Here is a 12,004-nt window from a genome sequence, read left to right on the forward strand (position 1 = left end):
TCGCGTTCCAGCGGATGTACGAGTGCAGCTTGATCTCCATGTCCGGATCGCCCGGGTAGGGCGGCTGCTGCTCGGCGGGAATGGTGTTGATGTATTCGGTGTTGGCCGAGTAGGGGATGTTCACCCCCTCCTGGCGCGCGGTCGCGATCAGGGTCTCGATCAGGTAGTGGGCGCGGGCAGGGCCTTCGTGTTCGACGACGGCGGCGAGCGACTCCAGCCATTCCTTCGTTTCCTGCGGATCCGTGTCGGTGTGCGGGAGAACGTTGCTGTTTCCGGTCATGGTTTGTCTCCTCATGACTTTCGGTTGGCGATCTCTGCCCTGTAGGGCAGAACGATTTTTGTTGCGAGCGAGACCATGCCGATTGCCGCACGGCCAGCGTTTCGAACTATAAAACGTGTTTTCGCAATGCGCAATATATTTTCTTGAACCGGGTTGTCAGCTTCTCCGAATCGGCTTTCAGGGCGGTGGGGTATGAGCGCTGGTCGCTTCCCGCGCGAAGACGACCTCGCCGTGGCGGATCTCGCCGAGGTGGATCTGCTGCGCCGAACGCAAGGTTTCGTGGTTGTCGGTGGAAAAGGGGCGGTGGTAGGTCATGACCACGCCTTCGACGGGAGCTTCGAGGTTCTCGAGTGCGTCGCGGATGCGGGCGCCATCGAGGCTGCCGGCCTGGCGGATCGCTGCTGCCAGCAGGAGCATGGAGTCGTAGCCCTGCGCGGCAGCGGGTGGGACGGGTATGCGGAGTGTTCCAGTCGAGTCGCGCCAGGCGTCCAGGAACGCCGCCTGTTTTGCCGTGTGCGGCACCTGGATGAAGGTTTGCGGCATGCGTGCGCCTTCGGCGTTGCGCCCGGCGATCTCGATGAAGTTCGACATCGCCAGCGTCCAGCTGCCGACGATCGGCACCTGCCAGCCCATGCGCGCCATGCCGTTGGCGATGTGCGCCAGTTCGGGGCCGATGCCGTAGGTCAGCACGGCCTGCGCGCCGGCAGTGCGCGCCCGTTCGAGATGGGGGCGCATGTCGGTCTGGCGTAGATGGAAGCGCTCGATCACGACCGGCTCGATGCCGAGCAGTCGCAGCGCGGCCGCCAGGTCGGCACTGCCGAGCACGCCGTAGTTGGTGGCGTCATGCAAGATGGCCAGGCGACTGAAGCCGCGCCGTCTCACGGCCTCGTCGACGATGACTTCTGCTTGCAGGGTGTCGTTGGCCGAAACGCGGAAGACGTAGTTTTCGGCGAACTCGGGCGGCTGGAACTGGCGGGTGATCAGGGTGCCAGTGGCGACCGAGGTGATCACCGGGATGCGGGCGCTCTGATAATGGCGCTGACTGGCCAGGGCGACCCCGGTATTGACGATGCCCAGCCCGGCCACTATCCGCTCGCGATTCACGAAGTCGCGCACGATCTGCGCGCCGAGTTCGTTGCTGGCCTCGTCATCGCGCTCGACCAGTTCCAGGCGTCGCCCGAGCACGCCGCCGCCGGCGTTGATCTCGGCCGCGGCAATCCGGATGCCCTCGCGCATCGACAGCCCCATCGGCGCCGACGGTCCCGAGAACGGGCCGGAGACACCGACCCTTACCGGTGCGCGCTCGCCGACGCCGTTGGATGCCCGCGTGGCCGTCTTTCCGGGCGCCTGTGCCCATGCCGGGAGTGCCAGCACAAGCGGCACGGAAACCAGCAGTAGAAGGATGGCGCGCCGAAACAGCGCGATCAGCGAGCACATGACTGCACTCTAGGCAGCGGGCCCCGCGCCAAGTATTGGCGGAAACCCCCACAGCGCGAATGGCGCAATGCACCAATGTCAATGACAAAGCCATAGGCGCGATTAGGGTTAGACCGAATGACGGGCGCGGTGGCGATCGTCAAGAATCGAACACTTTTCCTCGCGCTGCATCGCGCTTTTCCCCATGCAACACTCCAATGCCGTTCAGGCGCCGTCGCCGCGCTGGTACTGGGCGGTGCCCTACGCCGCCGTGGTGCTCTTTGCGCTGACGATGCTCGCCCTGGTCTGGCTGCTGCAGGCGCGCGAGACTGGTGTGGAGCGCGATGCGCTGGCGCGCGACCTGCAATGGACCGAGCAGTCGATGCGGCGCGCCATGCTGGGCACGGAAGAATTCCTGGTGCAGCTGGCGCGCGACCTGACTGCCGGCACCCTCGACTACGACGGCTTCCAGCTGCGCGCCAACGAGCATCTCGCCGCCAACGCTGCGTTGACCAACATTGCCTGGGTGGGGCGCGACCAGATCATCCGGTGGACGGCGCCCTTCGACACCCAGGACTGGCTCGCGGGCGAGGCCCTGCTCGATCATCAGGTCCAGGCTTTCCAGCAAAGCGCGCTGTCCTCGACGCTCACCTATGGCCGGCCGTATGTCGGGCCGCGCGAGGCTGCGGTATTCGAAGTCCTCGCGCCGGTCCAGCAGCGCGGCGAGTTTCGCGGCGTGCTGGTCGCGGTTTATTCGGTGGAACGCATGATCAGCCGTCTGGTGCCGGACTGGTTCGCGGAGAAATACCGCCTCGCGATCCTCGAGTCCGGTGGCCGCGTGCTCGCCCTCAGCTCGGCCCTGCCGGCCGGAAACGAGTACCTCTCGCAGATGCTGATGCTGGAACCGCCCGCAAATGGCATCGCATTGCAGGCGATGGCCTTCCGCCCAGGGGGGAGCGCAACGGCGGCACTGCCGATGATCGTGATCATCGGCCTGTCGCTGATCGTGATGTGGAGCCTGTGGATGCTCCGGCGACATGTGCTGCGCCGGGTTCAGGTGGAGAAGGAGCGCGACCGCCTGTTCAATCTCTCGCTCGACATCCTGTGCGTGGTCGATCTCGACGGCCGCTTCCGGCGCTGCAATCCGGCGTTCGAGCGCGTCCTCGGGCATGACCCGGGACTGCTTCCCGGGCAGTCGTTGATCGATTTCGTTCATCCCGAGGACGTGGCCGCCACGCTCGAGATGCTGCACCGCCTCGCCGCCGGCGAACCGGTGAATTTCGAGAACCGCTGCCGCTGTGCGGACGGCAGCTACAAATGGCTGATGTGGAGCATCAACCCGGTGCGCGAGGAGCGCCTCGTCTATGCGGTGGCGCACGACATCACCGGGCGCAAGGCGACCGAGGATGCACTGCGCGCCGAGTCGGCGTTCCGCAAGGCGATGGAGGATTCGGTCATCACCGGCCTGCGCGCGATCGACCTCAGCGGGCGGATCATCTATGTGAATACGGCCTTCTGCCGCATGATCGGCTTTGACGAGGACGAGCTGGTCGGCGCCATGGCGCCGTTCCCGTACTGGCCGCCCGAGCAGTTTGCCGTGTGCGAGCGCAATCTGGCGATGACGCTGGCCGGCCAGGCACCGCGCAGCGGCTTCGAGATGCGCATTCAGCGCAAGAACGGCGAGCGCTTCGATGCGCGCTTCTACCTGTCGCCGCTGATCGACCTCACCGGGCGGCAAACCGGCTGGATGGCCTCGATCACCGACATCACCGAGCCCAAGCGTGTGCGCGCCGCCCTCGAGTCCGCGCACGAGCGCTTCGAGGCAGTGCTCGACGGGCTCGATGCCGCGGTGTTCGTGGCCGACGCGCGCACCGACGAGATCCTGTTCGCCAACCTCGCCTTCAAGCGCATTCACGGCTTCGATGCGGTCGGGCGCACGGTGCGCGGCGTCGCGGTGCCGCAGCCCGAGCGCGGCGACTACCGCATCGATCCGCGCAACCTGTCGCCCACCGACGTGCCGCGCGAACTCTTCGATGGCGAGCTCCAGCATCCCTTGTCGGGGCGCTGGTATCACGTACGCGAGCAGGCCACGCGCTGGGTCGATGGCCGCGTGGTGCGCATGGGCATCGCCACCGACATCACCGACCGCAAGCAGACCGCAGAGGTGGCGCGCCAGCAGGAAGATCGCCTGCAGCGCACCGCGCGCCTGATCACGATGGGCGAGATGGCGTCCACGCTCGCACATGAACTCAACCAGCCGCTGTCGGCGATCGCCAACTACTGCGCGGGTTCCGTGACGCGGCTGCAGGCGGGCAGCGCGAAGACCGAGGACGTGCTCGGCGCGATGCAGAAAGCGAGCTTCCAGGCCGAGCGTGCAGGCAAGATCATCCGCCGCGTGCGCGAGTTCGTGAAGAAGAGCGAGCCGCGGCGCAGCGCGGTGAAGATCACCGAGGTGCTCGAGGACGCAATCGGCTTCGCCGACATCGACGCGCGCCGCACCGGCATGCGCATCCAGACCGAGATCGAGCCCGAGCTGCCGCCGGTGTACGCCGACCGCATCATGATCGAGCAGGTGCTGCTCAACCTCATCCGCAACGGGCTCGATGCGATGAACGACACCCTGCCCGAGCAGCGTGTGCTGACCGTGCGCGTGCACCGCTTCGGCGATGCAGCGGTGGAAGTGGCGGTGATCGACCGCGGCCACGGCATCAGCGAGGAGGGCCGGCGGCAGTTGTTCACGCCCTTCTACACCACCAAGGCCGAGGGCATGGGCATGGGCCTGAACATCTGCCGCTCGATCGTGGAGTTTCACAACGGCAGATTGGTTGTCGATCCGAACCCCGAAGGCGGTACCATATTTTCGTTTACCCTGCCGACGGAGACAGCAAGTGAGCGGAATGCCCGCAGCGCCTGACCAGATCGTTCACATCGTCGACGACGACGACGCCCTGCGCGATTCGCTCGCATGGATGCTTGAAGCCAATGGCTATGCGATTGCCGCCCACGATTCGGGCGAAGCCTTCCTCGCTGCGTGCAAGCCGGGCATGACCGGCTGCATCGTGCTCGACGTGCGCATGCCGGGCATGAGCGGGCTGGAACTGTTCGAGGAACTCGGCCGCCGGCGCTGTAGCCTGCCAGTGGTCTTCATCACCGGTCACGGCGATGTGCCGATGGCGGTGTCGGCGCTCAAGCAGGGGGCGGTGGATTTCATCGAGAAGCCTTTCGGCGAGCGCGACATGCTGCGCCTGGTCGAACAGTGCCTGCAGCTCGAACGTGAGACCCGCGACAAGCGCCTGCTCGAGGCCGACACCGCGCGCCGCATGGAGCAACTCACCCAGCGCGAGCGCGAAGTCCTCGACCTCATCATCGTTGGCAAGCTCAACAAGCAGATCGCCGACGTGCTCGGCATCAGCATCAAGACGGTGGAAGTGCATCGCGCCCGCGTGATGGAGAAGATGGGCGCGCACTCGTTGGCCGAGCTCGTTCAGCACGTCGTCTCGCTCGAGCCTGGTGCGGTTGCGCGCTGATCTGGCGCGCCCGCGCCCGCCAAATATTCAATATTCTGAATGACCGGAATCAACGCGCTTTTTCTCCTCACTGGCCTGCTGCTGTTCATCAGCGTGCTGGCCAGCACCATCTCGGCTCGGCTCGGGCTGCCGCTGCTGCTGCTCTTTCTCGGCGTCGGCATGCTGGCCGGCGAGGATGGGCCGGGCGGGATCGTGTTCGAGGATTTCTTCATCGCCTCGCTGATCGGCCAGGCGGCGCTGTCGGTGATCCTGCTCGACGGTGGCCTGCGCACGCGGGTCAGCAGCTTCCGGGTGGGTCTCAAGCCGGCGGCGGTGCTGGCGACCTGGGGGGTGGTGGGTACGGCGGGGCTGCTCGGGGTGTTTGCCACCTGGATCCTCGACGTCGACTGGCGGCTCGGCATGTTGCTGGCGGCCATCGTCGGCTCGACCGATGCGGCAGCGGTGTTCGCCTTGCTGCGCAACAGCGGCGTGCGCCTGAACGAGCGCGTGCAGGCGACGCTCGAGATCGAATCCGGCGCCAACGACCCGATGGCGATCCTGTTGGTGACGGCGCTGGTCGGCATGCTGCTCGAGCCCGCGTCGGCCACCCTTGGCGGCTTCGTCTGGATGCTGGTCAGCCAGCTCGGCCTCGGTGCGCTGCTGGGGCTCGCTGGGGGCTGGGTGCTGTCGCGGCTGATGGTGAAGCTGACCCTGCCCGAGGGCTTGTATGCCCTGCTGATCCTGTCTGGCGGCACGCTGGTGTTCGCCGCTACCAATCTCCTCAACGGCAGCGGTTTTCTGGCGGTTTATCTTGCCGGCGTGGTGGTCGGTAACCGGCGCAGTCACGCCACCGAGCATGTGCTGCGGGTCATGGACGGGCTGGCCTGGCTGGCGCAGGCAGGGATGTTCGTGGTGCTTGGCCTGCTGGTGACGCCCTCCCATCTGTTCGAGCATGGGTTCGAAGCCCTGGCCATGGCAGTGTTCCTGATGCTGGTTGCCCGTCCGCTGGCGGTGTTGATTGGTCTGGCGCCGTTCCGCTACAAGCGCAACGAACTCGCCTACGTGAGCTGGGTCGGTCTGCGTGGGGCGGTGCCGGTCGTGCTGGCGATCGTGCCGGTGGTGATGGGGGTGCCCGATTCGCAGTTGCTGTTCAACGTCGCCTTCGCCGTCGTGCTGTTATCTCTGCTGGTGCAGGGGGCGACGGTGCCGGTGGCTGCGCGCTTGCTGAAGGTAGAGGTGCCGCCCAGCGACGAGCCGCGCGATAAGCGCGAAGTGTGGGTCAGTGACGAAGCAGCCGTGGATCTGCTCGAGTATCGCGTCGTTGCCGGCTCGCGTGCCGAGGGCCGCCACCCCGACGATGTGGCGGAGGATTTCCCCGGGTTCGATGTGCGCTGCGTGGCGCTCGTTCGCGAAGGAAGCCTGCATCGGCTTACGGTCGATTCGCGCATGGTTCCGGGGGATTCGGTGTGGTTTGTTGCGCCTGACGAGATCGCCGACCAGATCGCGCGGATCTACGGCGGCACCCGGGGGGAGCTCAGCGCCAACGCGAGCTTCTTCGGTGAATTCGTGGTCGATCCCGGGTGTCTCGCCGGCGACCTCGCCGACGCCTACGGGCTCAGCATCGCCGAGCGCGAACGTCGCCTGTCAGTGGGCGATCTGCTGCTGGCCCGCCTTGGGCGCGCAGCGGTGGTGGGCGACCGCGTAAGTATCGATACCTTCGTGCTGACGGTGCGCGAGATGAGCGCCAGGGGCGTCATCACGGCTGTCGGCCTCAAGTGTCCGCCGCGCGCCTGAACCTGGCGAGGTCCATGCAGACCAGATGACGGCGGCCCTGGGCGCCCCAGCGCCGACGCTTTCGGGTGGGTAGGCAGAGGCAGATAGGCAAGCAAACAGGTGGCGTGACCGCAAGGTCGCTCGGTTGCACCGCACAAGATCGCCGCCGCCGGGTGTGCCTGCATGCTGTAAAATCCTCAGCTTTTTAGGGGCTCTTCCGATGACCGCTCGCATCATCGACGGCAACGCGCTCTCCGCGCGCGTGCGCGGCGAAATCGCGGAGCGCGCCGCAGCATTGACGGCGCGTGGTGTGCAACCTTGCCTGGCGGTCATCCTCGTCGGTGTCGATCCGGCCTCCGCGGTCTATGTGCGCAACAAGGTCGCCGGCTGCGAAAGGGCGGGTATCCGCTCGCTGCGCTTCGACTACCCGCAAGACGCCACGCAGGAAGAATTGATGGCCAAGCTCGCGGAGCTCAACGCCGACCCGTCGGTGCATGGCATCCTGGTGCAACTGCCGCTGCCCAAGCACCTCGACGAGACCGCGGTGCTCGAAGCGATCGACCTGAAGAAGGACGTCGACGGCTTCCACGCCGAGAACGTCGGCCGCCTGTCGCAGTGCCGAGAGGCCTTCATCCCGTGCACACCGCACGGCGTCATGAAGATGCTCGAGACCACCGGCGTGCCCGTGCAGGGCGCCGAGGCGGTGGTGATCGGGCGCTCGAACATCGTCGGCAAGCCCATGGCGACGTTGCTGACCAACGCCGGCGCCACCGTCACCGTGTGTCACTCGAAGACCAGGGACCTCGCTTTTCACACCCGTCGCGCCGACATTCTGGTCGCGGCGATCGGCAAGCCGCGCTTCGTCACCGGCGACATGATCAAGCCGGGCGCCACCGTGATCGATGTCGGCATCAACCGCCTGCAGGACGGCCCGGACGCCGGCAAGCTGTGCGGGGACGTGGATTTCGACTCGGCGAAGGAAGTCGCTGGCGCGATCACCCCGGTGCCGGGCGGCGTGGGGCCGATGACCATCACCATGCTGCTGGAGAACACCGTGATTTCGGCAGAACGTGCCGCCGGTAAGTGAGGACTGCGAGATGAGCGAAACCAAACCCGTCGTCGGCATCATCATGGGCTCCAACTCCGACTGGCCCACGATGAAGGCCGCCGCGAAGATGCTGGAAGACTTCGGCGTGCCCTTCGAGGCCAAGGTGGTCTCTGCCCACCGCACCCCCGACCTGATGTTCGAGTACGCCGAGGCCGCGCGCGGCCGCGGGCTCAAGGTGATCATCGCCGGGGCAGGTGGCGCCGCCCACCTGCCGGGCATGGTTGCTGCCAAGACCACGCTGCCGGTGCTGGGCGTGCCGGTGCAGTCGAAGGCGCTGTCGGGGCAGGATTCGCTGCTCTCCATCGTGCAGATGCCCAAGGGCATCCCGGTCGCCACCTTCGCCATCGGCGAGGCGGGCGCGGCCAACGCCGGCCTGTTCGCGGTGGCGCTGCTCGCCGTCGAGGACGCCGGGCTGGCGCAGAAACTCGCCGACTTCCGTGCCCGCCAGACCCAGGCGGTGCTCGACATGATCCTGGATTGAGACGCGCATCATGATCCTCCCGCCTGCCACCCTCGGCATGCTCGGCGGCGGCCAGCTCGGCCGCTTTTTCGTTTCGGCCGCGCACGAGATGGGCTACAAGGTCTGGGTGCTCGACCCCGACCCGCACAGCCCCGCCGGCCTCATCGCCGACCGCCACCTGGTCGCCGCCTATGACGACTACGTCGCGCTCGACACCCTGGGCAGTGAATGCGCCGCGGTGACCACCGAGTTCGAGAACGTCCCCGCCGATACGCTGGATTACCTGACCAAGTTCATTCCCGTGCACCCCGCGGCGAGCGCGGTCGCGGTGTGCCAGAACCGCATCGCCGAGAAGACCTTCCTCGCCGACAACGGTCTGCCCCACGGCCCGTTCGCGGTCATCCGCAGCGAGGACGATGTGCGCAGCGCCTACGCTGGCCTGTTCCCGGCCATCCTCAAGGTGGCGCGCTTCGGCTACGACGGCAAGGGGCAGGCGCGTGTCTCCGATCGCGACGAGGCGGTGGCTGCGTTCCAGCACTTCAAGGGCGAGCCCTGCGTGCTGGAGAAGATGCTGGCGCTGGATTTTGAAGTGTCGGTGGTGCTGGCGCGCGACGAGGCAGGCAACGTGCGCGCCTTCCCGGCCGGCGAGAACCGCCACCGCAACGGCATCCTGGATGTGACCATCGCGCCGGCGCGCGCATCGGCCTGCCTGCGCGAGGGTACGCAAATGAGCGCGCAGGAGGTCGCCGAGCGCATCGCCGACAGGCTCGGCTACGTCGGCACGCTGGGGGTGGAGTTCTTCGTCTGCGGCGGCGAACTGGTGGTCAACGAGATGGCGCCGCGTCCGCACAACAGCGGCCACCACACCATCGACGCCTGCGACGCGAGCCAGTACGAGCAGCAGGTGAGGGCGCTGTGCGGCCTGCCGCTGGCCACGCCGCGCCAGCACTCGGTGGCGGTGATGGTCAATCTGCTCGGCGAGCTGTGGTACGAGGACGGCAAGGGGCACGGGACTTACCGCGAGCCCGACTGGTCGCTGCTGCACGCCGTGCCCGGCCTGCGCCTGCACCTGTACGGCAAACACCACGCCCGCCCGGGGCGCAAGATGGGGCACTTCGTGGTGACCGGCGACGATGCGGATGCCGTGCTCGAGCGCGCGCTCGCAGCACGCGCCGCGATCGGCATCCGCGACGAGTGAGCACGCAGCGATGAGCGACACCGGGGCAAAGCTGCGCGGCCGTATCGAGCCGCCTACGCTGGTTGCGATCCGCGAAGCGGCCAACCTGCTGCGCGCGGGCGATATCGTCGGCATGCCGACCGAGACCGTCTACGGCCTCGCCGCCGATGCGTTGAATCCGGACGCAGTAAAGAAAATTTTTGCTGCCAAGGGCCGCCCCGCCGATCACCCGCTCATCGTCCACCTGCCCTCGGCCGACCATCTGCCGCGTTGGGCAGCGAGCATCCCGAAGGACGCTGTCGCCCTTGCCCGTGCCTTCTGGCCCGGCCCGCTGACGCTGATCCTGAAGCGCACGTCCGATGTGCCCATTGAGGTCACCGGCGGCCAGGACACCGTCGGCCTGCGCGTGCCCTCGCATCCGATCGCGCTGGCCATGCTGCAGGTGTTCGATTCCGGTATCGCCGCGCCCAGCGCCAATCGCTTCGGCCGCATCAGCCCGACCACCGCCGTGCATGTGCAGGAAGAGCTTGGCGACCGCGTGGCGATGATTGTCGACGGGGGCCCCTGCGAAGTCGGTATCGAATCCACCATCCTCGACTTTTCGCGCGACGTCCCCGAGATACTGCGCCCGGGAGCGATCACGGCCGATGACATCGCGCATGTCATCGGGCGCCGGCCGCGTGTACGGGGTGAGGCCGCGCCTGCGTTGGTCGCCGACAACGCGCCAGCGTCGCCCGCGCCTCGTGTCTCGGGCGCACTCGCCGCCCATTACGCCCCGCGCACCCCGCTGCGCCTGGTGGAGCCCGCCCTGCTCGTTGAGGAGGCAGTCACCCTGGCAGGCGAGGGCAGCCGTGTCGCGGTGCTCGCCCGTGTTGTGTGCAACCCGCAGGATTCCCGTCTCATCTGGCAAACCATGCCGACCGAGTCCGCCGCCTATGCGCAGGAGCTGTACGCCAGCCTCAGGGCGATGGATGCGCTCAGTGCCGACTTCATACTCATTGAAGCCTTGCCGCTGGATGCCGATTGGCGTGCGGTGGCTGACCGCCTTGGACGGGCATCCGTTGGGGCCGGCGTTCGCGATGACCCACCGTCGTGAGGGGATCCGTGCGCTGCGTTTCTCAGGTCACCGATGGTCGGCCGCTTGCCGATCGCACCGGTCCCGCCAGTCGGCGAACCAGTTGAAATAGACTCCCTGAGCACTCCGGGTTCTACTGTCCATGAGCGCTGAGGACAGTTCTGGCAATTCGATCTCTTCGCAGTCGAGATATTCGATGTCCATGGCGAGCCTCTCTGGCTGGCAGTGACGCGCGCGGCGTCGATGGGTCCAGCTTATCTCGGCTCACGGTAGCGCCAAGAGGCGATAAGAATCGTAAAAATCGTCTAATTCGAAATGGCTCCGAGGAGCGGCGTCGATGCTTTCGCGGCGGGGCCTTCCCTTTCGTCGGCTCGCTCTCTATAATGCGCGCTCTTTCAGGGCCGATAGCTCAGCTGGGAGAGCGCTGCGTTCGCAATGCAGAGGTCGGGAGTTCGATCCTCCTTCGGTCCACCACTTTCCAAAGGCCAGACATTGCTCTGGCTGTGCCGTTAAGCATAAAGTGGCCACCCGGTCACTTTATGCTTGATTTCCCGATGGGCCACATTTTGGTTTATTGGGTCGAGCATAGTAGGCTTGCTGGTTTTGCTCTTCGAGCAGGTTGCGAAAGCTCGCGCTGCTCGGAATGTAGGTTGAAAAAAAACGGGACCGTTCGGTCCCGTTTTTGTTTTCGGCGGTGGTTTAGCGCAGGTCAGTGGCGCCGAGAGCCTATGACCTGGCTGATGTGACGGAAGATGCCGGGCACCGACTGTGCCTCGGTGTCGAACTGGTTCCAGATGTCGCGTGCGCTCATCCCCTCGTACCCTGCTGCCAGACGCTCATCAAGGATGTCGCCAATCTGAGCCTGAAGCCGGGCTTGCCGTTGCTCGCCGACTGACGTGCGGTGGCGCAGGTAGCGGTCAGCGAGTGCGCGAGTCTCGAGGTTGGCGCGCAGATACAGGTTTTTCCGGTCGACGCCAACGCGTTCACTCGCTTCATGGACCGACACCGCCACCGGCTCCTTGAGCATCGCCCGCAACTGAGCACGGATGCCGTCCCAGTCCAGTTCCCGCGACTTGATGCCCGCACGAGGCGACTCGGGTAGCTCGATGGACATCTGGATTGGCGTGAGCGGCAGTTCCCAGTCTTCGACATCGCCAGCAAAAAGTTTGTCGAGCCCAATCCCTCCGTGCAGGGCGATGGTCAGCCACG

The 12,004-nt window shown here is 66.3% G+C and carries 9 protein-coding genes, 1 tRNA gene and 1 pseudogene; 8 read left to right on the top strand and 3 right to left on the bottom strand.

Features of this window, described 5'->3' with window-relative positions; all coding sequences use genetic code 11:
* Both aceE and RBT54_RS17310 read right to left on the bottom strand, forming a co-directional pair.
* Positions 1 to 280 (bottom strand): annotated as a pseudogene (aceE, locus tag RBT54_RS17305) (pyruvate dehydrogenase (acetyl-transferring), homodimeric type); the annotation flags it as partial.
* Between the two features lie 177 nt (positions 281 to 457).
* Positions 458 to 1,717, bottom strand: coding sequence for an ABC transporter substrate-binding protein (locus RBT54_RS17310; protein ID WP_320368263.1), 1,260 nt, complete (start codon positions 1,715 to 1,717; stop codon positions 458 to 460).
* A gap of 184 nt (positions 1,718 to 1,901) precedes the next feature.
* Here RBT54_RS17310 and RBT54_RS17315 point away from each other — a divergent pair, with 184 nt between their 5' ends.
* From RBT54_RS17315 to RBT54_RS17350, 8 genes are all read left to right on the top strand, one after another.
* Positions 1,902 to 4,610, top strand: a complete 2,709-nt coding sequence (locus RBT54_RS17315; RefSeq protein ID WP_320368264.1) for a PAS domain S-box protein — start codon at positions 1,902 to 1,904, stop codon at positions 4,608 to 4,610.
* A complete protein-coding gene (locus RBT54_RS17320; RefSeq protein WP_320368265.1) occupies positions 4,585 to 5,223 on the top strand; it encodes a response regulator transcription factor in 639 nt (212 codons plus the stop codon). Before RBT54_RS17315 ends, RBT54_RS17320 begins: the two co-directional genes overlap by 26 nt.
* 39 nt (positions 5,224 to 5,262) lie before the next feature.
* The gene (locus tag RBT54_RS17325) at positions 5,263 to 6,996 is read left to right on the top strand and encodes a potassium/proton antiporter (protein ID WP_320368266.1); all 1,734 of its coding nucleotides are present in this window, start codon (positions 5,263 to 5,265) and stop codon (positions 6,994 to 6,996) included.
* Between the two features lie 199 nt (positions 6,997 to 7,195).
* A complete protein-coding gene (folD, locus tag RBT54_RS17330; RefSeq protein WP_320368267.1) occupies positions 7,196 to 8,062 on the top strand; it encodes a bifunctional methylenetetrahydrofolate dehydrogenase/methenyltetrahydrofolate cyclohydrolase FolD in 867 nt (288 codons plus the stop codon).
* Positions 8,063 to 8,072: 10 nt separating this feature from the next.
* Positions 8,073 to 8,564, top strand: coding sequence for a 5-(carboxyamino)imidazole ribonucleotide mutase (purE, locus tag RBT54_RS17335; RefSeq protein ID WP_320368268.1), 492 nt, complete (start codon positions 8,073 to 8,075; stop codon positions 8,562 to 8,564).
* A 10-nt stretch (positions 8,565 to 8,574) separates the two neighbouring features.
* On the top strand, positions 8,575 to 9,741 hold the full coding sequence (locus RBT54_RS17340; RefSeq protein WP_320368269.1) for a 5-(carboxyamino)imidazole ribonucleotide synthase: 1,167 nt from the start codon (positions 8,575 to 8,577) through the stop codon (positions 9,739 to 9,741).
* Between the two features lie 10 nt (positions 9,742 to 9,751).
* Positions 9,752 to 10,816: an L-threonylcarbamoyladenylate synthase gene (locus RBT54_RS17345; protein ID WP_320368270.1), complete on the top strand. Its 1,065-nt coding sequence runs from the start codon at positions 9,752 to 9,754 to the stop codon at positions 10,814 to 10,816.
* Between the two features lie 377 nt (positions 10,817 to 11,193).
* Positions 11,194 to 11,269, top strand: a tRNA-Ala gene (locus RBT54_RS17350).
* A 235-nt stretch (positions 11,270 to 11,504) separates the two neighbouring features.
* Here RBT54_RS17350 and RBT54_RS17355 read toward each other — a convergent pair.
* Positions 11,505 to 12,004, bottom strand: a 500-nt coding sequence (locus RBT54_RS17355) for a hypothetical protein (RefSeq protein ID WP_320368271.1), incomplete at its 5' end; no start/stop codon positions are given.

The organism is Thauera sp. (assembly GCF_034003485.1).
Taxonomy (GTDB): Bacteria; Pseudomonadota; Gammaproteobacteria; order Burkholderiales; family Rhodocyclaceae; genus Thauera.

What these genes read in the sequence shown, in the direction of transcription:
- RBT54_RS17310 (WP_320368263.1), bottom strand. Translation starts at nt 1,717, where the DNA reads ATGTGCTCGCTGATCGCGCTGTTTCGGCGCGCCATCCTTCTACTGCTG.
- RBT54_RS17315 (WP_320368264.1), top strand. Translation starts at nt 1,902, where the DNA reads ATGCAACACTCCAATGCCGTTCAGGCGCCGTCGCCGCGCTGGTACTGG.
- RBT54_RS17325 (WP_320368266.1), top strand. Translation starts at nt 5,263, where the DNA reads ATGACCGGAATCAACGCGCTTTTTCTCCTCACTGGCCTGCTGCTGTTC.
- folD (WP_320368267.1), top strand. Translation starts at nt 7,196, where the DNA reads ATGACCGCTCGCATCATCGACGGCAACGCGCTCTCCGCGCGCGTGCGC.
- purE (WP_320368268.1), top strand. Translation starts at nt 8,073, where the DNA reads ATGAGCGAAACCAAACCCGTCGTCGGCATCATCATGGGCTCCAACTCC.
- RBT54_RS17340 (WP_320368269.1), top strand. Translation starts at nt 8,575, where the DNA reads ATGATCCTCCCGCCTGCCACCCTCGGCATGCTCGGCGGCGGCCAGCTC.
- RBT54_RS17345 (WP_320368270.1), top strand. Translation starts at nt 9,752, where the DNA reads ATGAGCGACACCGGGGCAAAGCTGCGCGGCCGTATCGAGCCGCCTACG.